At 71.2% G+C, this 21,813-nt stretch carries 16 protein-coding genes; 6 read left to right on the top strand and 10 right to left on the bottom strand.

The genetic code is table 11. The features are described from left to right. Positions 1–8: 8 nt before the first annotated feature. From nuoL to nuoN, 3 genes are read left to right on the top strand one after another with little or no spacing between them, the layout of a single operon-like run. Positions 9–1,904, top strand: coding sequence for an NADH-quinone oxidoreductase subunit L (gene nuoL / locus ACQHII_RS28185; protein WP_427921927.1), 1,896 nt, complete (start codon positions 9–11; stop codon positions 1,902–1,904). Positions 1,905–1,909: 5 nt separating this feature from the next. After that, positions 1,910–3,481 carry an NADH-quinone oxidoreductase subunit M gene (locus ACQHII_RS28190; RefSeq protein ID WP_427921928.1) on the top strand — a complete coding sequence of 524 codons (1,572 nt, stop codon included), beginning with the start codon at positions 1,910–1,912 and terminating at the stop codon, positions 3,479–3,481. Further along, complete coding sequence (gene nuoN / locus ACQHII_RS28195; RefSeq protein ID WP_427921929.1) at positions 3,478–5,133, top strand: NADH-quinone oxidoreductase subunit NuoN; 1,656 nt, start codon at positions 3,478–3,480, stop codon at positions 5,131–5,133. The genes ACQHII_RS28190 and nuoN overlap by 4 nt, the downstream gene beginning before the upstream one ends. A gap of 64 nt (positions 5,134–5,197) precedes the next feature. Here nuoN and ACQHII_RS28200 read toward each other — a convergent pair whose 3' ends face one another. After that, positions 5,198–5,746 carry a hypothetical protein gene (locus ACQHII_RS28200; RefSeq protein WP_427921930.1) on the bottom strand — a complete coding sequence of 183 codons (549 nt, stop codon included), beginning with the start codon at positions 5,744–5,746 and terminating at the stop codon, positions 5,198–5,200. Between the two features lie 253 nt (positions 5,747–5,999). On the opposite strand from ACQHII_RS28200, the gene recQ reads away from it, so the two are divergent. Further along, positions 6,000–8,024: a DNA helicase RecQ gene (gene recQ / locus ACQHII_RS28205; protein ID WP_427921931.1), complete on the top strand. Its 2,025-nt coding sequence runs from the start codon at positions 6,000–6,002 to the stop codon at positions 8,022–8,024. Positions 8,025–8,069: 45 nt separating this feature from the next. Here recQ and ACQHII_RS28210 read toward each other — a convergent pair whose 3' ends face one another. The 8 genes from ACQHII_RS28210 to fahA all read right to left on the bottom strand — a co-directional run bounded on the left by ACQHII_RS28210 (position 8,070) and on the right by fahA (position 17,855). Then, positions 8,070–10,892, bottom strand: a complete 2,823-nt coding sequence (locus ACQHII_RS28210) for a fumarate reductase/succinate dehydrogenase flavoprotein subunit (RefSeq protein ID WP_427921932.1) — start codon at positions 10,890–10,892, stop codon at positions 8,070–8,072. Positions 10,893–10,912: 20 nt separating this feature from the next. Continuing rightward, positions 10,913–11,728 carry an ABC transporter ATP-binding protein gene (locus ACQHII_RS28215; RefSeq protein WP_427921933.1) on the bottom strand — a complete coding sequence of 272 codons (816 nt, stop codon included), beginning with the start codon at positions 11,726–11,728 and terminating at the stop codon, positions 10,913–10,915. Next, positions 11,712–12,596: an ABC transporter permease gene (locus ACQHII_RS28220; RefSeq protein WP_427921934.1), complete on the bottom strand. Its 885-nt coding sequence runs from the start codon at positions 12,594–12,596 to the stop codon at positions 11,712–11,714. The genes ACQHII_RS28215 and ACQHII_RS28220 overlap by 17 nt, the downstream gene beginning before the upstream one ends. After that, positions 12,593–13,939, bottom strand: a complete 1,347-nt coding sequence (locus ACQHII_RS28225; RefSeq protein ID WP_427921935.1) for an ABC transporter substrate-binding protein — start codon at positions 13,937–13,939, stop codon at positions 12,593–12,595. Before ACQHII_RS28225 ends, ACQHII_RS28220 begins: the two co-directional genes overlap by 4 nt. A gap of 15 nt (positions 13,940–13,954) precedes the next feature. Then, positions 13,955–14,182 (bottom strand): 4Fe-4S dicluster domain-containing protein, encoded by a 228-nt coding sequence (locus ACQHII_RS28230; protein ID WP_010986276.1) that lies wholly within the window; start codon positions 14,180–14,182, stop codon positions 13,955–13,957. A gap of 36 nt (positions 14,183–14,218) precedes the next feature. Next, complete coding sequence (locus ACQHII_RS28235) at positions 14,219–15,007, bottom strand: GntR family transcriptional regulator (RefSeq protein ID WP_427921936.1); 789 nt, start codon at positions 15,005–15,007, stop codon at positions 14,219–14,221. Positions 15,008–15,240: 233 nt separating this feature from the next. Further along, on the bottom strand, positions 15,241–16,179 hold the full coding sequence (locus ACQHII_RS28240) for a M56 family metallopeptidase (RefSeq protein WP_427921937.1): 939 nt from the start codon (positions 16,177–16,179) through the stop codon (positions 15,241–15,243). Between the two features lie 449 nt (positions 16,180–16,628). Beyond that, on the bottom strand, positions 16,629–17,855 hold the full coding sequence (gene fahA, locus ACQHII_RS28245) for a fumarylacetoacetase (protein ID WP_427921938.1): 1,227 nt from the start codon (positions 17,853–17,855) through the stop codon (positions 16,629–16,631). 197 nt (positions 17,856–18,052) lie between these two features. Between fahA and ACQHII_RS28250 the strand changes: the two genes are divergently transcribed. Further along, on the top strand, positions 18,053–19,324 hold the full coding sequence (locus ACQHII_RS28250; protein ID WP_427921939.1) for an ATP-grasp domain-containing protein: 1,272 nt from the start codon (positions 18,053–18,055) through the stop codon (positions 19,322–19,324). 74 nt (positions 19,325–19,398) lie between these two features. After that, entirely contained in the window at positions 19,399–20,613 is a 1,215-nt protein-coding gene (locus tag ACQHII_RS28255) for an NAD(P)-binding domain-containing protein (protein WP_427921940.1), read from the top strand. A gap of 44 nt (positions 20,614–20,657) precedes the next feature. Here ACQHII_RS28255 and ACQHII_RS28260 read toward each other — a convergent pair whose 3' ends face one another. Further along, on the bottom strand, positions 20,658–21,605 hold the full coding sequence (locus ACQHII_RS28260) for an alpha/beta fold hydrolase (protein WP_427921941.1): 948 nt from the start codon (positions 21,603–21,605) through the stop codon (positions 20,658–20,660). Between the last annotated feature and the right edge of the window lie 208 nt (positions 21,606–21,813).

Here is a 21,813-nt window from a genome sequence, read left to right on the forward strand (position 1 = left end):
GCTGAATCGTGGAGAACCTGATTGCGCTGCTGGTAGCGGCGCCTCTGCTCGGAGCGGTCGTACTGCTGTGCGGCGGCCGGCGGCTCGATGCCGTCGGCCACTGGATCGGCACGCTCCTGTCGTCCGCCTCCTTCGTGATCGGTGTCGTCCTCTTCACCGACCTGCTGGGGAAGAACGCCGAGCACCGGACGCTCATGCAGCACCTGTGGACCTGGGTCCCCGTCGAGGGCTTCCAGGCGGACGTCGCCTTCCGCCTCGACCAGCTGTCGATGACCTTCGTCCTGCTGATCACCGGTGTCGGCTCGCTCATCCACCTGTACTCGGTCGGGTACATGGAGCACGACGAGCGCCGCCGCCGCTTCTTCGGCTATCTGAACCTGTTCCTCGCGGCGATGCTGATCCTCGTCCTCGCCGACAACTACCTGCTGCTGTACGTCGGTTGGGAAGGCGTCGGTCTCGCCTCCTATCTGCTGATCGGCTTCTGGCAGCACAAGCCCAGCGCGGCCACCGCCGCGAAGAAGGCCTTCCTGGTCAACCGGGTCGGTGACATGGGCCTGTCGATCGCCATCATGCTGATGTTCACGACGTTCGGGACCTTCGCCTTCGGCCCGGTCCTCAGCCACGTCGGAGACGCCTCCGAGGGCAAGCTCACGGGCATCGCCCTGATGCTGCTGCTCGCGGCCTGCGGCAAGTCCGCCCAGGTGCCGCTCCAGTCCTGGCTCGGCGACGCGATGGAGGGCCCGACCCCGGTCTCGGCCCTCATCCACGCGGCGACCATGGTGACCGCGGGCGTGTACCTGATCGTCCGCTCCGGAGCGATCTTCAACGCGGCGCCCGACGCGCAACTCGTCGTCACCGTCGTCGGAGCCGTCACGCTCCTCTTCGGTGCGATCGTCGGTTGCGCGAAGGACGACATCAAGAAGGCCCTCGCCGGCTCGACCATGTCGCAGATCGGCTACATGGTGCTCGCCGCGGGCCTCGGCCCCATCGGCTACGTCTTCGCGATCATGCACCTGGTGACGCACGGCTTCTTCAAGGCCGGGCTCTTCCTCGGCGCCGGTTCGGTCATGCACGGCATGAACGACGAGGTCGACATGAGGAAGTACGGCGGCCTGAGGAAGTACATGCCGGTCACCTTCATCACCTTCGGCCTCGGCTACCTCGCCATCATCGGCTTCCCGGGCCTGTCCGGCTTCTTCTCCAAGGACAAGATCATCGAGGCGGCCTTCGCCAAGGGCGGCACCGAGGGCTGGATCCTCGGCGGCGCGGCCCTGCTGGGCGCGGCCATCACGGCGTTCTACATGACCCGCGTGATGCTGATGACCTTCTTCGGCGAGAAGCGCTGGCAGCCCGACGAGAACGGCAACGAACCGCACCCGCACGAGTCCCCGAGGACGATGACGATCCCGATGATCGTGCTGGCCTTCGGATCGGTCTTCGCCGGCGGCATCTTCGGCATCGGCGACCGCTTCCTGCACTGGCTGGAGCCCATCACCGGCCACGAGGAGGGCAACTCCCCGGTCAGCGCCCTCACGGTCACCCTGGCCACCATGGTCGTGCTCGTCATCGGCGTGGGGATCGCGTGGGCGCAGTACGGGCGCCGTCCGGTCCCGGCCGTCGCCCCGCGCGGTTCGCTGCTCACCCGGGCCGCCCGCCGCGACCTCCTCCAGGACGACTTCAACCACGTCGTCCTGGTGCGCGGCGGCGAGCACCTCACCCGCTCCCTGGTCTACGTCGACCACACCCTGGTCGACGGCGTCGTCAACGGCACGGCGGCCTCCATGGGCGGCCTCTCCGGAAGGCTGCGCAAGCTGCAGAACGGCTACGCGCGGTCGTACGCGGTCTCGATGTTCGGCGGTGCGGCCATCCTCGTCGCCGCGACCCTGCTGATGAGGGCGGTCTGATACCGATGTCCTTTCCCCTCCTGACAGCGACGGCGGCGCTCCCGGCCCTCGGGGCGGTGGCCACGGCCGCCGTCCCGGCCGCCCGGCGCACCGCCGCGAAATGGCTGGCGCTGTTCGTCTCGCTGGTCACGCTCGCGCTGGGCATCGTCGTCCTGGTGCGCTTCGACCCGGGCGGCGACCGCTACCAACTCACCGAGTCCCACGCCTGGATCGCCGACTTCGGCGTCCGCTACGAGCTGGGTGTGGACGGCATCGCGGTCGCGCTCATCGCGCTCACCGCCCTGCTGATCCCGTTCGTGATCCTGGCCGGCTGGCACGACGCCGACCCCCTGGAGACCGGCAGCAAGCGCTGGCGGCCCACCCAGGGCTTCTTCGCCCTCATCCTTGCGGTGGAGGCGATGGTGATCATCTCCTTCGAGGCCACCGACGTCTTCCTCTTCTACATCTTCTTCGAAGCCATGCTGATCCCGATGTACTTCCTCATCGGCGGCTTCGGGGACCGGGCCCACGAGCACGGCGACGAGGCGGCGGCCACCCAACGGTCGTACGCTGCCGTCAAGTTCCTGCTCTACAACCTGGTCGGCGGACTCATCATGCTGGCGGCCGTGATCGGCCTCTACGTGGTGGCCGGGAACTTCTCGCTCGCGGAGATCGCGCAGGCGCGGGCCAACGGCACGCTGCACATGGCGACCAACACCGAACGCTGGCTGTTCCTCGGCTTCTTCTTCGCCTTCGCGGTGAAGGCGCCGCTGTGGCCGCTGCACACCTGGCTGCCCAACGCCATGCAGGAGTCCACCGCCCCGGTCGCCGTACTGATCACGGCAGTTGTCGACAAGGTGGGCACCTTCGCGATGCTCCGCTTCTGCCTCCAGCTCTTCCCGGAGGCCAGCAAGTGGGCGACACCCGTCATCCTGGTCCTCGCCCTGATCAGCATCATCTACGGGGCGCTGCTCGCGGTCGGCCAGCGGGACATCAAGCGGCTGGTGGCGTACGCGTCGATCTCGCACTTCGGGTTCATCATCCTGGGCATCTTCGCGATGACCAGCCAGGGCCAGTCCGGCGCGACGCTCTACATGGTCAACCACGGCATTTCCACGGCCGCGTTGATGCTGGTCGCCGGCTTCCTGATCTCGCGGCGCGGCTCGCGCCTGATCGCCGACTACGGAGGGGTGCAGAAAGTGGCCCCGGTGCTCGCCGGCACCTTCCTGATCGGCGGTCTGGCCACCCTGTCGCTGCCGGGACTCGCGCCCTTCGTGAGCGAGTTCCTGGTCCTGGTCGGCACGTTCTCGCGCTACCCGGCGATCGGGATCATCGCGACCTTCGGCATCGTCCTGGCCGCGCTGTACACCCTCGTCCTCTACCAGCGGACGATGACCGGCCCGGTGAAGCCCGAGGTCGCGACGATGCCGGACCTGCGACCGCGTGAACTCCTGGTCGTCGCCCCGCTGATCGTGCTGCTGATCTTCCTGGGCGTCTACCCCAAGCCGGTCACGGACATCGTGAACCCGTCGGTCAAGCAGACCCTGTCCGACGTACACAAGAAGGATCCCAAGCCCTCGGTGGAGGCGGCCAAGTGAGCGCAACAGCCGTCCACAGCCTGTGGACAACGGCGGCAGGCGCGGACCCGATCTCGAAGATCCCCGCACCGAAGATCGAGTACGGGCAATTGTCGCCCACCTTGATCATCCTCGGCGCGGCGCTCATCGGGGTACTGGTCGAGGCGTTCGTCCCGCGCAAGTCCCGTTACTACGCGCAGGTGTTCGTGTCCGTCGTGGCGCTCTGCGCCGCCTTCGCGGCGGTCGTGGCACTCGCGGCGGACGGGTACGGCACCACCAAGGCGCACATCGCGGCGATGGGCGCGATCGCGGTCGACGGACCCTCCCTGTTCCTCCAGGGCGTGATCCTGCTCTCCGGACTGGTCGGCCTGTTCACCTTCGCCGAGCGGCGCCTCGACCCCGAGGCACACGGCAACCGGGTCGACTCCTTCGCCGCCCAGGGCGCGTCCGTGCCCGGCAGCGACAGCGAGAAGGCCGCCGTCAAGGCCGGGTTCACCACCACGGAGGTGTTCCCGCTCCTGCTCTTCGCGGTCTCCGGAATGCTCGTCTTCCCGTCCGCCAACGACCTGTTGACCCTGTTCGTGGCCCTGGAGGTCTTCTCCCTCCCGCTCTACCTCCTGTGCGCCCTGGCCCGCCGCAAGCGGCTCCTGTCGCAGGAGGCGGCGGTCAAGTACTTCCTCCTCGGCGCCTTCGCCTCCGCGTTCACCCTCTTCGGCATCGCGCTGCTCTACGGCTACGCGGGCTCGATGTCGTACGCCACGATCGCGCAGGTCGTCGACGGCTCCATCACCAACATCAACCCGGCCCTCGCCGACACCATGGGCAACGACGCGCTGCTGCTCATCGGCGGCGCCATGATCGTCATGGGGCTGCTGTTCAAGGTGGGCGCGGTCCCGTTCCACATGTGGACGCCCGACGTCTACCAGGGCGCGCCGACCCCGGTCACCGGCTTCATGGCCGCCGCGACCAAGGTGGCCGCCTTCGGAGCGCTGCTCCGGCTCCTCTACGTGGTGCTGCCGGGCCTGCGCTGGGACTGGCGGCCCGTCATGTGGGGCGTCGCGATCATCACGATGCTGGGCGGCGCCATCGTCGCGATCACCCAGACCGACATCAAGCGGCTCCTGGCGTACTCGTCGATCGCGCACGCGGGCTTCATCCTCGCCGGTGTCATCGCGACCACCCGGGACGGCGTCTCGTCCGTGCTCTTCTACCTGGGCGCGTACTCGTTCGTGACGATCGGCGCCTTCGCGGTCGTCACCCTCGTACGGGACGCGGGCGGCGAGGCGACGCACCTGTCGAAGTGGGCGGGGCTCGGGCGCAGGTCGCCCCTGGTCGCGGCCGTCTTCGCGGTGTTCCTGCTGTCCTTCGCGGGCATTCCGCTGACGGCCGGCTTCGCCGGGAAGTTCGCCGTGTTCAAGGCGGCGGCGGCCGGTGGCGCGGCCCCGCTGGTCGTGGTCGGTGTGCTCTCCTCCGCCATCGCGGCGTTCTTCTACATCCGCGTGATCGTGCTCATGTTCTTCAGCGAGCCGAGGCCCGACGGTCCCACCGTCGCGGTCCCGTCCCCGCTGACCATGGCGACGATCGGGATCGGCGTGGCGGTCACGCTCGTCCTCGGTGTGGCTCCGCAGTACTTCCTGGACCTGGCGAACCAGGCGGGCGTCTTCGTCCGCTGAGGCCGAGTACGGGCCGAAGGCCCCGGTTCCCCTCGTGGGGGCCGGGGCCTTCGCGCATGCGCGGTCAGACCGTCGGACAGACGACCTCGGGGTTCCAGGGGGCGAACAGGCCCTTGGAGTTGGGCTCGTAGATCCAGGCGTGGAGCGTGAAGTAGCCCGGGAGCTGGTCCTTCTGGAAGGTCTGCCCGAACAGTGTCGGCGCCGCCTGCCCCGAGTCCTTCACCACCCACTCGACCGCGACCAGCCGACGCCCCTCGACGAAGTCGGACCCGTCCGCGTACAGCAGGGCCGCCGGTTTCGCCGGATCGAGTGAACCGATATTCGCCGGGTTGACGTAGTGGTAGCCCATGCCGCCCTCGGCCGGGTCGGCCACACAGACGTCGGTGCGCGCGTAGCCGCCGCCCGCGGCGAACGCCTCGTACCCGTACTTCGAGGTGGCCTGGTACGTCTTGCTCAGCGTGGTCCACACGGACGGGTCGGGGTCGGACGCGGCATGGGCCGGGGCGGCCGTCAGCGCGAAGGCCGCGGCCGTCGCCACCGCGACGGCGGCCTTGACGGCACCCCGCAGGGGCCGGGAGGACGGGGGCCGAGGGGACAGCGGCCGAGGGAACATGGTGGGGCTCCTTGGACTTCGGGAGGCGTCCGCACACGGCGCGCCGTCCGTTCGGTGGCGTGGCGGACCTACCCCGGCCCGCCCGAGCAGCATGTTCCGGCCGCAGTGGTCGCGCCATGTGACGGGAGCCATTCGACTGACCACACCCGGTCACCGCCGCGGGCCTGTGGATAACTCCGACGCTGTCAGCGCGGAGCCCTATCGTGGACGCAGTGGTCGAGGGACGACGTACGGGGGACGAGCGATGCACGGGATGGGCGGGACGGTTGTGACGACCGAAGTACGGACGCCGACGGCGCACGGCGAGAGCGAGGCACTGGCCACGCTCCACCGCGTCTTCGGCTACGACAGCTTCCGCGGCGCGCAGGAAGAGGTCATCGAGCATGTGGTGGCCGGCGGCGACGCCGTGGTCCTCATGCCGACCGGCGGCGGCAAGTCGCTGTGCTACCAGATTCCGTCCCTGGTCAGACCCGGTACAGGCGTTGTCGTCTCCCCGCTCATCGCGCTCATGCAGGACCAGGTGGACGCGCTGCGGGCGCTGGGCGTGCGCGCCGGGTTCATGAACTCGACGCAGGACTTCGACGAGCGGCGCGTGGTCGAGGCCGAGTTCCTCGCCGGCGAGCTGGACCTCATCTATCTCGCGCCGGAGCGGCTGCGGCTCGACTCCACCCTGGACCTGCTCTCGCGCGGCAAGATCTCGGTGTTCGCGATCGACGAGGCGCACTGCGTGTCCTCGTGGGGCCACGACTTCCGCCCGGACTACCTCTCCCTCTCGCTCCTGGGCGAGCGCTGGCCGGACGTCCCGAGGATCGCCCTCACGGCGACGGCCACGGACGCCACGCACAAGGAGATCACCCAGCGGCTGAAGATGCCGGACGCCCGGCACTTCGTGGCGAGCTTCGACCGGCCCAACATCCAGTACCGGATCGTCCCGAAGGCCGACCCCAAGAAGCAGCTGCTGAGCTTCCTGCGCGAGGAGCACGCGGGCGACGCGGGCATCGTGTACTGCCTCTCGCGCAAGTCCGTCGAGGCGACCGCCGAGTTCCTGTCCCGCAACGGCATCGAGGCGGTGCCGTACCACGCGGGCCTCGACTCGGGCACCCGCGCGGCACACCAGTCCCGGTTCCTGCGCGAGGACGGGCTGATCGTCGTCGCGACCATCGCCTTCGGCATGGGCATCGACAAGCCGGACGTACGGTTCGTCGCCCACCTCGACCTGCCCAAGTCCGTCGAGGGCTACTACCAGGAGACGGGCCGCGCCGGGCGCGACGGAATGCCCTCCACGGCCTGGATGGCGTACGGCCTGAACGACGTCATACAGCAGCGCAAGATGATCCAGTCCAGCGAGGGCGACGAGGCGTTCCGCCGCCGCGCCGCCGCCCACCTGGAGGCCATGCTCGCGCTCTGCGAGACCGCGCAGTGCCGGCGCGGCCAGCTGCTCGCCTACTTCGGGCAGGACCCGGACGCGGCGGCCTGCGGCAACTGCGACACCTGCCTCACCCCGCCGGAGACCTGGGACGGCACGGTCGCCGCGCAGAAGGTGCTGTCGACGGTCGTACGGCTCCAGCGGGAGCGCGGCCAGAAGTTCGGCGCCGTGCAGATCGTCGACATCCTCATGGGGCGCCGGACCGCCAAGGTGATCCAGTTCGACCACGACCAGCTGTCCGTGTTCGGCATCGGCGAGGACCTGGCCGAGGGCGAATGGCGGGGCGTCGTACGGCAGTTGCTGGCGCAGGGGCTGCTCGCGGTCGAGGGGGAGTACGGCACGCTGGTGCTCACCGAGGCGAGCGGCACCGTGCTGCGGCGCGAGCGGGAGGTGCCGCTGCGCAAGGAGCCGAAGAAGCCTGCGGCCTCGCGGTCGTCGTCCTCCGGCCGGGGCGAGCGCAAGGCGAAGGCCGCGGCGGTGGAGTTGCCCGAGTCCTTGCAGCCCGCCTTCGAGGCCCTGCGCGCCTGGCGTGCGGAGCAGGCCCGTGAGCAGGGGGTCCCGGCGTACGTCATCTTCCACGACGCCACGCTCCGGGAGATCGCGACGGTGTGGCCCACGTCCGTGGGGCAGTTGGGGGAGATCAGCGGGGTCGGCGAGAAGAAGCTGGCGACGTACGGGGAGGGTGTGATCGGGGTGCTGGCGGACTTGGGCGGGGCGCCGGCCGCGCCGCAGGTGCCCGCGCAGGCACAGACGCCGACACCCGCACCGGGCCGGGCGGCGAAGGACGTCGACCCCGGTGCGGACTACTGGCCCGAGATGGATGCGGAGCCGGAGCCCGAGGACTGGATATAGGAGGACTCGACACGGGGGGACGGACGGTCTCTCCGCCGTCCCCGCCTATAGCGCGCGGGTCGCGTACGCCCTGACGTCCGCGTCCGGGTCGGTGGTCGCCGCGGCGAGGGCCGCGCGGGCGTCGGTGGTGCGGTGCCGGGTCAGGGCGAGGACGGCCGCCTTGCGGACGTCGGCGTTCGGGTCGGCCAGGGCCTTGGCCAGGGCGGGGACCGCGGTGCCGGGATCGGCGGCGGACAGCGCGGTCGCGGCACCGGCCCGGACCTGCCAGGCCGCGTCGGCCAGGGCGGCGACGGCGCGGGCCGCGAGGGGGGCCGGGCAGCCGGTGGTGCCCAGGGCGCCGTAGGCGGCGGCGCGGACCAGGGCGTCGGGGTCGTCGGTGAGGGTGGCGAGGGCGGACTCGACGGCCGTGTCGGACGTGGCCGTTTCGAGGTGGCCCAGGCGCCCCGCCGCAGCCGTGGCCAATGCCTTGGCGATCGTGACGCGGACCTCGCGAGACGGGTCGGACGGTCCCGCGTGGGCCAACTCCGTGGTGGCGTCGACCGAGACCAGAGCGCGGACGGCCTCGATGCGGACGGTGGTGTCGGAGTCGGTGAGGGAGCGGGCGAACAGGTAGGTGTCGCCGAGGCGCAGCGCGCGCAGGACGTCGAGGGCGGCGGCACGGACGACGGGGTCGGGCTCGGTCAGGGCGGCGGCGAGACCGTCGCGGAGGGCGGGGGAAGGGGGCAGTGTCTCGACGAGTTCGCGCAGGGAGGCCGCCGCGGCCGTGCGGACTTCGGCGGCGGGGTCGCGGAGGGCCTCGGCGAGGGCGGGGCCGGTCCCGGGCGGGAGGGTCTCCGTCAGGACGGTGATCGCCTCCCGGCGGACGGACGGGGCCGCGTCGGTCAAGTAGGGGCGCAGGGCGTCGAGTTCGGGCTCTTCCTCGGCGAGGGCGACGAGTTCGAGGAGACGGGAGGAGGACTCGCCCGGAGCCGGAGCCGGAGCCGGAGCAGTAGCCCTGCTGGGGGCGGGAGTTGTGGTCGTGGGGATGTCTGTGCCCCGCTCCTCGGACAGCTCCTTCGGGGACACCAGTGGGGCCGTGTCGCGTGAGCCCGCCGTGGCCACGTTCTCGGGATGTACCTCGCCGAGTCGGCGGGAGGGACCACCGGTCGGGGTGAAGTCCTCGATCGGGACCAGGTAGGGGGCCACGGGTCGGGCCGTGAACTCCATCGCACCGGAGGGGGACTTGTGCAGGTCGAGGTGGTGGAACCAGGAGACGTCGTCGCGAGCCGGATGGTCGAGGCGGTCGTGGTAGAGGCCCCAGCGGGACTCCGTGCGGGCCAGGGACGCGCGGGCCGCCATCTCCGCGCAGTCGCGGATGAAGGAGACCTCGGCGCAGCGCATCAGCTCGTGCGGGGTGCGGGCACCCATCCCGGCGATGTCCGCGCGCATCCGTTCGAACGCCTCCAGGGCGAGCGACAGCCGGGCGCCGGACTTCGGCGGGGCCACGTAGTCGTTCACGAAGCGGCGCAGTTTGTACTCGACCTGGGGCTGCGGCGGGCCGTCCGGGTTGCGCAGCGGACGGTAGATCAGCTCGTGCGCGTCACGCAGCTGGGACAGCGGCAACTCGCCGTCGTACGAGGTGTATTGGGCCGCGTCCGCGCCTGCGAGGTCCCCGAAGACGAACGCGCCGATCATGTAGTTGTGCGGGACGCAGGCGAGGTCGCCGGCGGCGTAGAGGCGGGGGACGGTCGTTCGGGCGTGGTCGTCGACCCGTACGCCCGAGGCCGAATGGCCGCCGCACAGGCCGATCTCGGAGATGTGCATCTCGACGTCGTGGGTGCGGTAGTCGTGGCCGCGGCCCTCGTGGAAGGTCCCGCGGGTGGGCCGTTCCGTCGAGTGGAGGATCGACTCCAGGGCGGAGATCGACTCCTCCGGGAGGTGGCTCAGCTTCAGGTACACGGGCCCGCGGTCGCTCGCGACCTCCGCCGCGAACTCGGCCATCATCTGGCCGGACCAGTAGTCGGAGTCGACGAAGCGTTCGCCGTGCCGGTTGACCTGGTAGCCGCCGAAGGGGTTGGCGACGTAGGCGCAGGCGGGGCCGTTGTAGTCCTTGATCAGCGGGTTGATCTGGAAGCACTCGATGCCGGTGAGTTCGGCGCCCGCGTGGTACGCCATCGCGTAGCCGTCGCCCGCGTTCGTCGGGTTCTCGTACGTGCCGTACAGGTAGCCGGAGGCGGGCAGGCCGAGGCGGCCGCAGGCGCCCGTCGCGAGGATCACCGCGCCCGCGCGGACCGAGACGAAGCCGCCCGTACGGGTGTTGAAGCCCGCGGCGCCCACCGCGCGCCCTCCGGCGGTGAGTACGCGGACCGGCATCACCCGGTTCTCGATGCGGATCCGCTCCCGCATCTCGCGCCGCCGCAGTTGCCGGTACAGGACCTTCTTGACGTCCTTGCCCTCCGGCATCGGCAGCACGTACGAGCCGGAGCGGTGGACCTGGCGGACCGCGTACTCGCCGTGCTCGTCCTTCTCGAACTTCACGCCGTACGACTCCAGGCGCTGCACCATGGCGAAGCCGCGGGTGGCGGTCTGGCGGACGGTGGACTGGTCGACGATGCCGTCGTTGGCGCGGGTGATCTCGGCGACGTAGTCGTCGGGCTCGGCGCGGCCCGGGACGACCGCGTTGTTGACGCCGTCCATGCCCATGGCGAGCGCGCCGGAGTGGCGGACGTGCGCCTTCTCCAGGAGGAGGACGTCCGCGCCGTGCTCGGCGGCGGTCAGGGCCGCCATGGTGCCGGCCGTGCCGCCGCCGATGACCAGGACGTCGCAGGTCAGCTCTTCGGCCTCGGCGAGCGAGGGGATCTCCAGGGGAGTGTTCACGGAGGTGGTCACCAGGGGGCCTTTCCGGTACCTCAGGTACCGAGCGAGGTCAGGACGTCGCGGCGCAGCGCCACGCGCGCGGGATCGTCGTGCGCGGCACGGTCGCGTGGACGCGGCACCTCGCGTACGGCGAGGAGCCGGCCCGCGCCGAGGAGGGCGACGCGGTCGCCGAGGTACAGGGCCTCGTCCACGTCGTGGGTGACGAAGACGACCGTGGCGCCGGTCCCGCGCAACACCTCGACCAGCAGGTCCTGCATGCCGGCGCGGGTCTGGGCGTCGAGGGCGCCGAAGGGTTCGTCCATGAGGACGGCGCGGGGGGCTCCGGCGAGGGCCCGGGCCAGTTGGGCGCGCTGGCGTTGTCCGCCGGAGACGCGGTGCGGCAACTGCCGTGCCTGCGCGGCGAGTCCGACCCGGCCGAGCCAGACCTCGGCCTGGGCCCCGCGGTCCGCGCGCGGCAACTTCTTGATGGCCAGCGGGAGTTCGACATTGGCCCGCAGACTGCGCCAGGGCAGCAGGGCGTCGTCCTGGAAGATCAGAGCGCGGTCGGCGCCGGGGCCGGTCAGCGGACGGCCGTCCTGGGTGACCTCGCCGGACAGCGGGTCCAGTAGGCCGGCGAGCGTACGGAGCAGCGTCGACTTGCCGCAGCCCGAGGGGCCGACGACGGTGAGGATCTCGCCGGGGGAGACGTCCAGGTCGAGGGCGTCCAGGACGGGGGCGCCGGGGCGGCCGAGGGTGGCGCCGCACAGGGCCAGCGCGGCGCCGGTGCGGGAGCTTGCCGCGGCACCAGTGCGGGAGCCGGTTCCGGCACCGGTGCCGGAGGGCGAACGTACGTCAGACGAGCTGGTCATGGGGTACTCCCTCCTGGGGCGTGGGGCTAGCCGGTACGGGCGACGGTGCACCGCTCACCCGGCGTGGGGCGCGGCCCACCGGGACGTACGACGTGCGTGGGAGCCAGTGGGTCAGGCGGCGGCCGAGGAGTTCCACGGCCGTGGACGTGAGCAAGCCGAGGAGGCCGATCGTGACCATGCCGACGAAGACGCCCGGGTAGTCGACGACCGTGTAGTCCTGCCAGGTGCGGTAACCGACGCCGTACTGGCCGGAGATCATCTCGGCGGAGATGACACAGATCCACGAGACGCCGATGCCGACCGACAGACCGCCGAAGATGCCCGGCAGCGCGCCCGGCAGGACGACCGAGAACAGGACCCGCCACCGGCCGCCGCCCATCGTGCGAACCGCCTCCTCCCACACGGGAGTCAGCGCGCGGACGGCGTGCCGGGTGGAGACCAGGACGGGGAAGAAGGCGGCCGTGCAGGTGATGAAGACGATGCCCTGTTCGTTGGAGGGGAAGAGGAGGATCGCTACGGGGACCAGGGCGATCGCGGGGATCGGGCGCAGGACCTCGACGAGCGGGCCGAGCAGGTCCTCGGCGAGCCGCGAGCGGGCCACGAGGACGCCCGCCGCCACGCCCAGGACGGCGGCCAGGGCGAAGCCGGTGAGGATGCGGGTGAGGCTGTCGGTGAGGTCCGTCCAGTAGTCGTCGCCGGTGACGCGGTCGGCGAAGGCGCGGGCCACGTCGGCGACCGTGGGGAACTGCGAGAAGCGCAGCCAGAGGTTCACGTTCAGGCTGGTCAGCAATTGCCAGATGCCGAGGGCGGCGGTCAGCGAGGCGAGCCGGAGCGCGTAACGGCCCGCCCGTCGCGGATACCTGGTCACGAGGCCTGCTCCAGGGCTTCGGCGTATGTGACGACCCGGGCGCCTCCGTGGGCGGCGACGTACGCCTGCGCGGTCGCCGGTGCCACGAACGGCAGCAACTCCGCCCCGTCGCTCACCCAGACCGCCTTGTCGGCGAACCACAGCGTGCCGGTGGTGGCGTCGGGGACGTAGGCGGCGCGGAGGCCGGTGCGGTGTGCGGCGATGTAACTCAGCAGCTGAGAAGGGGAATTGAAGCTGACGGTCTTCTCGGAACCCTTGGGCCACGCCTCGCTCGCGGCGGCCGGTGGCTGTGCGGCGAGTTGCTTGGCGTAGGCCGTCGCGCCCAGGGCCTGCTTCACGTACCGGTCGTCCACGAAGGAGTCGACGTCGACGTCCCCGACGAGCTTCGCCGACTTCAGGACCGAGACGTCCTGCTTGAGGGCGGAGACCAGTTGGGGCTTGAGGGCCGGGCCGAAGGTGGCGATGCCGTGGGCGCCGTTGTAGAGGTACACGACCTCGGCGGGCAGGCCGGTGGCCTTGGCGACCTTCTCGGCGGCGGTCACCGGGTGGGCGGTGAGGTAGTCGGTCGCCCGGACCTGGGCCTTGAGGAACGCGTCGAGTACGGAGGGGTGTTGCTGCGCGAAGTTCTCGCGGGCGGTGACGCCGTGGAAGGTGGGGAGGTTCAGTTGGGCACCGTCGTAGAGGGCCTTCGCCCGGCCCTGGTAGGCGAGCAGGCCGGGCCAGGCGACGAACTGGGAGAGCGCGTCAGCGCTGCCCGCCGTGAGGGCCGAAGCGCCCACCGCGGGCTGCTGGTTGAACTTCTCGATGCCCTTGTCGGGGTCGATGCCGGCGCGTTGCAGGGCGCGGACGAGGGTGCCGTCGGCGGCGGAGCCGACGCTCGTGGAGACCTTCCTGCCCTTGAGGTCCTTGAGGGAGGTGAGCTTCGAACTCGGCGCGGTGACAATGGTGTTGAGGCCGCCGCGCAGGTTGTAGCCGGTGACGGAGACGAGGCGGGTGGGCTGGCCGAGCTGTTTGCCGCGGGCCGCGTTGATGAGGAGCGGGAAGTCGCCCATCGACCCGATGTCGATCTTCCCGGCGGTCATCTGTGCGGTGATGGGTGCGCCGGTCGCGTAGTCCTGCCAGGCGACCTTGTAGGTGTGGCCGTCGTGCAGGGCGTTCAGCTGCTGCTCGAAGTAGCCGAGGGAGCGCAGGAGGGTGCCGGCGGTGACGGTGTTGATGGTCTTGGACTGGTAGCCGACGGTGACCGTGATCGTCGAGGAGCTACCGGCCTCCGTGCTGCCGCCGCAGCCGGACAGGGTCAGCAGCAGGGCGACCGCGGACAGGGCAACTGCCTTGCGTTTCATGGGAGTTCGGGCCTCTCACCGGAGCAGATAGGGCATGTTGACCGTGACGGCTCCGGTGGGACAGCGGGCCGCGCACGGGCCGCAGTACCAGCACTCGTCGACGTGCATGTAGGCCTTGCCGTTGCTCTCGTCGATGGCCAGGGAGTCCAGCGGGCACATGTCGACGCACAGGGTGCAGCCGTCGATGCACTTCGACTCGTCGATGGTCACGGGCACGTCGGCCCGCTGGGGCGCCAAGGGCATGGCTGTCTCCAGGGAGGTACAGGCAGGAGGGTGAGTTCAGAGAGAGCGGTGCAGCAGGCCGCTCATGGTGATGCGGTCGCCGCGGAAGCGGATGAACTCCAGGTCGACCGGGCGGCCGTCGGCGAGGTGGGTGAGGCGTTCCAGCATCAGGACGGCCGCGCCGCGCGGGGCTTCGAGTACGGCGGCGGAGTGGGCGTCCGCGTTGACGGCCTCCAGGGTGATCTCGGCGTGGCCGAGGCGCTGGCCGGTGACGGTCTCCAGGAGGCGGAAGACGTCGGTGTTCTCCAGGTCGGCGTCGAGCAGCGCGGTGCCGATGTCGAGCGGGAGGTAGGTGAGGTCGAGGGAGAGGGGGATGCCGTTGAGACGGCGCAGGCGTTCGATGTAGAGGACGTCGGTGCCGGGCTGGACGAGGAGGCGTTCGGCGACGGGGGCCGGTGCCGGGGCGGGGCCCATGGTGCGGACCTCGTTGGTGACCCGGCCGTGTTCGCGCAGGGTCTCCGCGAGGCCCATCAGCCGGTCGAGTCCGTGCGGGTACTTCCGCGCGACGACGACCGTGCCGACGCCGGGGAGCCGGTCGACGAGGCCTTCCGCGCGGAGCAGGTCCAGTGCCTGGCGGACCGTGTTGCGGGAGGCGCCGTACTCGGTGGCGAGGGTGCTCTCGTGCGGGAGCGTGCCGTCCGGGAAGCCGTCGGCCAGCAGCTCGTGGCGCAGCAGATCGGCGAGCTGCCGGGCCTGATCGGCACGCAGCCGACGCCGCGCGCGGTGGGCAGCGACGGTGGTCGCGCCCTGTCCTGCGTGGTCGCGGATGCGGTCCGTGGGTGGCATGTTTCGAACCATAGCGAGCCGGTAGGGAAGGGAGTGTTGCGGGAGTGTTGCGCCACCGGGGCCTCCGGCGGCGGGGCGGCTGAGCTGGGCGGATGGTGACAGATGGGGGAGATCTGCCACGTTCGCCGGCTCATGGTCGCCGGCCGGGCGCTCGGTTCACGCGCCGATCCGCGGTCGCCGATCCACGTTCGCCGATCCACGGTCACCGACTCAGCGCCCGCGCTGCCGCGCCCTCACCCCAGCGCCGTCAGCCCCGGCGCGAACACGATCAGGAGCGGCAGCAGCGGGACCAGCGTCGCCACCGTCGTCGTCAGGGCTCGGCGGCGGAGGCCCAGGCGGGGGCGGGGATCCAGGAGGCGGTCGACTCGTTCGCCGAGGAGGCGGTGGCTGGAGGCGCAGGAGAGGACGCCTCGGTGGTTGTTCAGCTCGATGAGGGCCAGTGCGGTGGTGAGGTGGCCGCACTGGCGGGACGCCGTGTCGTCCGCGGCGAGTTCCACCAGGCGGTGGGTCTGGTCGCAGAAGTGCGCGAACAGCGGGACGCGCGGGAAACCGGAGGCCAGCGCGGTCGACAGATGCAGCAGCCAGTCGTGGTGGGCGCGGGCGTGGCCGCGTTCGTGGGTGAGGACCGCGTCGAGCTGGTGGCCGGTGAGGCGGTGCAGGGCGCCCGTGGTGACGACCAGTTGGGGCGGATGGCCCGGCATCCACCAGGCGTCCGGGTACTCGTCCTCCAGGACGAGGAGCGGGCCGCGCGCCGGGGGCAGCCCGGCGGGCAGGTCGGGGGCGCGCTCGCGCAGATGCGCGCGGGCCTGACCGCGCCGGCGCCGGGCCTCGGTGAGTTCGCGGGCCAGCATCGCCGTCGTCCAGGCCGCGCCGCACGCCAGCGACAGCGTGAGGGCGACGGCCCAGACGGGGGCGGCGGAGAGGTCGTAGGCCGCGGTGACGGCGGGCGGGGCCGGAGCGAAGACATGGTCGCGGACGGTGTGGAAGACGGCCGCCGCGCCGAGTACGAGTGCGCCCAGACAGCACAGCAGGACCGTGGCGACCAGGCACTGCCACACCCACAGGCCGACCACGGGTTCCCGCTCGGGCCACACGGCCCGGGTCAGCGCGCGCGGAACCGGCACGGCGGCCGAGAGGGCGACGACGCTCAGCAGGAGCAGGCAGATGGTCATGCCACGGGCTCCGGATCCTGGTCAACGGCACAGACAGGGAGGGACGAACAGGGGCTGCGGGTGCGGCTGTACCCGAGGGCGGGCGCACGAGGTGTGGGCCCGCCCGCCGTCAGTATGACGGTCCGGACGGCCGGAGTCAGGTGTACGGCGAGCACCGGACGCACCCGCGCCCACCCCAACTCCGGCCCGCGACCCGCCTCACCCCTGGCCCGCGAGCCGCCTGAGCTCCCGGCCCGCGACTCGTCTTACCCCTCGCGCGCGATCCGCCTGAGGCCCGGGCCCGCGATCCGCCTCACACCCCGTCCGCGACTCTCCTCAGCCTCGGCACCGACCCGCCTCGCCGCGACTCTCCTCAGCCCCGGCCCGCAACCCGCCCCGCCCGCGACCCGCCCGAGCCCCCGCCCGCGACCCGCCTCACCCCTCCCACCCACACCTCACCTCACCTCACCTCAGCCCCGCCCCACGATCCGCCCCACGATCCGCCCGGTGACCTCGCCGAGGCCCACGCGTGTGCCGTTCGCGCCCGGTGCCCAGGCCGACAGGGTCACGACATCGCCGTCCTCCAGGAACGTCCGCTTGCCGTCCGGGAGTTCGAGGGCGTCGCGGCCGTTCCAGGTCAGCTCCAGCAGCGAACCGCGTTCGCGCTCCGCGGGTCCGCTGACCGTGCCGGAGCCGTACAGGTCGCCGGTGCGCAGGGAGGCGCCGTTGACCGTCATCTGGGCGAGCTGCTGGGCGGCGGTCCAGTACATGGTGGAGAACGGCGGCTCGGAGACGACGTGGCCGTTGACCGCGACCGAGATGCGGAGGTCGTAGCCGCCGGGTTCCTCCGCCGCGTCGTCCAGGTAGGGGAGGAGGGGGTGGGTGCGCTCGGGCGGCGCCACCCGCGCCTCCTCCAGCGCGTCCAGCGGGGTGATCCACGCCGACACCGAGGTCGCGAAGGACTTGCCGAGGAACGGGCCGAGGGGGACGTACTCCCAGGCCTGGATGTCGCGCGCGGACCAGTCGTTGAGGAGGCACAGGCCGAAGACGTGCTCGCGGAAGTCGGCGAGCGCGACCGGCTCGCCCATCCGCGACGGCGTGCCGACCACGAAGCCGACCTCCGCCTCGATGTCCAGGCGGATCGACGGGCCGAAGACCGGCGCCGGGTCGGACGGGGACTTGCGCTGCCCGGACGGTCGTACGACGTCCGTGTCCGAGACCACGATCGTGCCCGAGCGGCCGTGGTAACCGATGGGCAGGTGCTTCCAGTTGGGGGTCAGGGAGTCGGGCGCGTCGGGGCGGAAGATGCGGCCGACGTTCCGCGCGTGGTTCTCGGAGGCGTAGAAGTCGACGTAGTCCGCGACCTCGAAGGGCAGGTGCAGGGTCACCGCGGAGAGCGGGTGGAGGAAGGGGGCGATCGTCTCCTGGTGGGACGGCACCGTCACCCACGCGGTCAGCGCGCGCCGGACGTCCGACCAGGCCGTGCGGCCGGCGGCGAGCAGCGGGCCGAGGGTGGGGTGCGCGAGCAGGGAGACGTACGGCGAGCCGAGCGCGGCTGCGGCGGCGCCCGCGTCGAGCACCTGGTCGCCGTACCGGACGCCGACGGTCCGTTCGTCCGAGCCGAGGGGCGAGAAGACGCCGTAGGGAAGGTTGTGCGGGCCGAAGGGGTCGCCCTCGGGAAGGTCGAAGGGGGGCATGGGGTGCTGCCTCACTCTCGTACGTACTCGCATGTGGCCGCGCCACAGGTTACGGGTGAGTTGCAGGGATCGGCAGTGTCTAAAGAGTTCGCAATGTCCGAATAGGTCTTGTCGGAGGAGGCAATTCCGGCTTAGCGTCCTTTGGGGGACACGGACGGGGTGGGTCCGGTCCGTAGGGGGGACACGTGGGGGGACCCGTGGCCAAACGCACCAGCAGCGTGCCTTTCGAGGCCGACCGCGAAGTGCCGGGCCTGATCGTGAAGTTCGGCTCCTATCCGCTGCATCACGGCGGGGTGGGCGCGATCCGCAGCCTGGGCCGCCTCGGCGTGCCGATGTATGCAATCACGGAGGACCGCTACACGCCGGCCGCGGCATCCCGTTACCTGGAACGCGCGTTCGTCTGGCCGACGACCGGCACCGAGGAACCCGAACGGCTCGTCGAGGGACTCCTGCGCATCGGGCGCCGCATCGGCCGTCCCACCGTCCTCATCCCCACCGACGAGGAGGCCGCGGTCCTGATCGCCGAACATCAGGACGAACTCACCGACCGATTCCTGTTACCCCGCGTGGATCCGAAACTCCCGCGCCACCTCGCCAGCAAACAGGGGCTGCACGAACTCTGCGTGGAACACGGCATCCCCAGCCCCACCGCCGCCTTCCCGCAGTCCTACGACGACATCGTCGACTTCGCGGAGAAGGCCCGCTTCCCGATCGTGGCCAAGAACCGGGAGGCGTTCGTACGACGCTCCCAGCCCGCGGTCAACGGCACGACGAAGATCACCACCCGCGAGGGACTGCTCGCGCTCGCCCGTGACTGGGGCGAACACCCCGGCGTGATCCTCCAGGAGTACCTGCCGAGGGAGGACGCCGAGGACTGGATCGTGCACGCCTACTTCGACCAGGACTCCACCCCGCTCGCCATGTTCACCGGCGTCAAGGTGCGCTCCTGGCCGCCGCACGCGGGCATGACGGCAAATGCCTACGTCGTGGACAATCCGGAACTCGCGGACCTCGCCGCGCGTTTCATCAAACAGATCGGCTTCACCGGAATCATCGACCTCGACCTGCGCTTCGACCGGCGCGACGGTCAGTACAAACTGCTCGACTTCAACCCCCGCATGGGCGCCCAGTTCCGGCTCTTCGAGAACGAGTCGGGAGTGGACGTCGTCCGCGCCATGCACCTCGACCTGACCGGCCGCCCCGTCCCGGAGGGGGAACAGCGCGCCGGCCACCGGTACATCGTGGAGAACATCGACCTGCCCGCCCTCCTCGCCTACCGCCGCAGCGGCTATACGACGCCGCACGCGCCGGCGAGGGCGAGCGGGACCGAGCTGGCCTGGCTCGCGGGTGACGACCTGCGGCCGTTCTTCACGATGCTCGCTCGCTTCGTGCGGCCGGGCGCGAAGCACCTTTATCAGCTGTGGCGCACCAACCGGCGCGGCAGCGGCACCAGTAGCGGCCACCAGTAGCCAGTAGCCAGTAAGAAACAGGTGGCGGCAGCTCCAGCACGAAGTGGCGAAATGACGTCCTGGGGAGGGACTTCGTGATTCAACCGGTAGCAATCATCGGCGCCGGCCCGTTCGGCCTGTCCACCGCCGCGCATCTGCGGGCGCGCGGCATTCCGGTCCGTGTCTTCGGCGAGCCCATGGTCAGCTGGCGTGACCACATGCCGGCCGGAATGCTCCTGAAGTCGACCCCGGCCGCCTCCAGCTTCGACGCCCCGCAGCCCGGCCACAACCTCGCCGACTACTGCGACGCGGCCGGCATCCCCCGCCTGGTCACCGACGAGGACATCATCCCCATCGAGACCTTCATCGGCTACGGCGAGTGGTTCCAGCAGAAGCTGGTGCCCGAGCTGGAGCGGGTACGGGTCGTGTCGGTGGACCGGAACGTCGACCGGAACAAGGGCGGCGGCTTCGAACTCAAGCTGGACTCGGGGGAGTTGTTCACGGCCCGCGCGGTCGTGGTGGCGACGGGCCTGTACGGCCTGGCCCACCTCCCGCCCGAGCTGGCGGCAGCGGCGGCCGACGGCCCCGCACCCACCGGTCCCGTCTCGCACAGCTCCCAGCATCACGACCTGAGCGGATTCAAGGGCAAGGAACTGATCGTCGTCGGCGCCGGCCAGTCCGCGCTGGAGACGGCGGTACTCGCGGCGGAGGCGGGCGCGCAGGTGCGGATCGTCTCGCGCGGGCGCGGCCGGGTCGCGTTCGGCGCGGCGCCCTGGGACCAGCCGAAGCTGCGCCCGGAGTCCCCCTTCGGGCGCGCCTGGTCGCTGTGGGCGCTGAGCTACTACCCCCAGCCGTACCGCTACCTCCCCGAGGGGACCCGGCACTATCTGGTGCGCCGGGTGCTCGGTCCGCTCGGCGCGTGGTGGCTGCGGGAGCGGTTCGAGGGGAAGGTGCAGGTCAGCGAGGTCGACCGGATCGTAGCGGCGGATGCGACGACCGGCAGCCCGGTCCTGACGGTCGGTACGCACCGCGGCGGCACCGAGCAGCTCACCGCCGACCACGTCATCTCGGCGACGGGCTATCGGGTCGACATCGCGGCGATGGACTTCCTGGGCCACGAACTGCGCACCCAGCTCGCGGTGAGCCGGGGTACGCCGAAGCTCGGTGCCGGGTATGTGTCCTCCGTGCCGGGCGTGTACTTCACGGGGCTGCCGGCCGCGTCGTCGTACGGGCCGGTGATGCGGTTCGTGTGCGGGACGGAGTTCGCGTCACCGCGACTGGCGAAGCATCTGGCGGCGGCGCACGGGTAGGTGACGGGTTTTCGAGGTCCGTGCCCCCCGCAGGGCCTCGTGGGTCAGGACTGAGCGCGGGTACGGGTGGTGACGCGCTGGACGGCTCGGTCGACGAGGTCGGGCTGGTCGACGTAGATGTAGTGGCCGCTCTCGGCGGCGGTGCTCAGCCGGCTGTGGGTGGAGACCGCGAGCCAGGCGCGCTCACCGTCCGCCCAGGCCTGTTCCAGGGCCGGTCCGTAGGTGGGGATGGACTGCGCGAGGTAGGGCACCCCGTGCCGGATCACCTCGACCGGGATGTCGCCGGCCGAGTGCACCGTTCCGTCGGTGAACGTGAGCATCTCCGGGTTGTCTCCCTGGCTCACGGCGAGGTACTGGTCGCGCGCCTCGGCGCCCGGGCCGGTCGCGGACGGCGGGACGATGCGGGTGAGGTCGGCGGCCATGGTCGACGGCGTCGCGTCCAGCAGGACCAGGCCCCTGACCCTGTCCTGGTGTTCGGGGGCGTAGCGGGCGGCGATCAGCCCGCCGAGGGAGTGCCCGACGAGGACGACGGGCCGGTGGCCGGCCACCCGGTCGAGCACCGCGGTCAGGACCTTTCCGGCGCTGTCGATGGTCTGGGGGCCGGCCGGTGCGTCGCTCTCGCCCTCGCCGAGCCGGTCGTAGGAGCAGACGCGGTTCTTCGCGCTGAGCGTCTTCTGTATGCCGCTCAGGTTGTCCAGGCCGTCGCCCAGGCCGGCCATCAGCATGACGACCGGGCGGTGCGGCGCGGACTCGCCCGCGCAGGACACGTTCACCGATCGGCCGCCGATCTCGATCTTCCCGGTACCGGTGAACAGGCCGTCGCCGTGTTCGGCGACCGTGGCCGCAGCGGCCAGCTCCGGGCTGGCGGGACTGCCCTGCTCCGCTCCGGCCGCCCCCGGGGAGTGCTGGTGAACGCCGGTGAGAGCGGCGGCTGCCGCGGCACAGAGCAGGGCGGTCGTGGCGGCGGTGGCGGTTCTGGCGGTGCGGAACACGGTGTTCTCCAGATGTTGGGGGGTTCGGCATCGGACGCCGGCCGTCGCGCCCCACACGATGTGGTGGCGTTTCTGGCGACGCGTCAGAGACTAGGTTCGAAGCCCGTGACCGCCCCACCGGGCTGCCTCCCCTCCTTCCCCGGGGGACAGCCCCACCCCCACCCCCTTCAACAGGGCCGTGACACCGCCTGCGCGTCCTACCGACATC

The organism is Streptomyces sp. cg40, assembly GCF_050320165.1.
Lineage (GTDB): Bacteria > Actinomycetota > Actinomycetes > Streptomycetales > Streptomycetaceae > Streptomyces > Streptomyces hokutonensis.

Excerpts from the sequence above, each read along its gene's own strand:
- ACQHII_RS28190 (WP_427921928.1), top strand. The coding sequence starts at position 1,910 with ATGTCCTTTCCCCTCCTGACAGCGACGGCGGCGCTCCCGGCCCTCGGG.
- ACQHII_RS28200 (WP_427921930.1), bottom strand. The coding sequence starts at position 5,746 with ATGTTCCCTCGGCCGCTGTCCCCTCGGCCCCCGTCCTCCCGGCCCCTG.
- recQ (WP_427921931.1), top strand. The coding sequence starts at position 6,000 with ATGGGCGGGACGGTTGTGACGACCGAAGTACGGACGCCGACGGCGCAC.
- ACQHII_RS28215 (WP_427921933.1), bottom strand. The coding sequence starts at position 11,728 with ATGACCAGCTCGTCTGACGTACGTTCGCCCTCCGGCACCGGTGCCGGA.
- ACQHII_RS28225 (WP_427921935.1), bottom strand. The coding sequence starts at position 13,939 with ATGAAACGCAAGGCAGTTGCCCTGTCCGCGGTCGCCCTGCTGCTGACC.
- ACQHII_RS28230 (WP_010986276.1), bottom strand. The coding sequence starts at position 14,182 with ATGCCCTTGGCGCCCCAGCGGGCCGACGTGCCCGTGACCATCGACGAG.
- ACQHII_RS28235 (WP_427921936.1), bottom strand. The coding sequence starts at position 15,007 with ATGCCACCCACGGACCGCATCCGCGACCACGCAGGACAGGGCGCGACC.
- ACQHII_RS28240 (WP_427921937.1), bottom strand. The coding sequence starts at position 16,179 with ATGACCATCTGCCTGCTCCTGCTGAGCGTCGTCGCCCTCTCGGCCGCC.
- fahA (WP_427921938.1), bottom strand. The coding sequence starts at position 17,855 with ATGCCCCCCTTCGACCTTCCCGAGGGCGACCCCTTCGGCCCGCACAAC.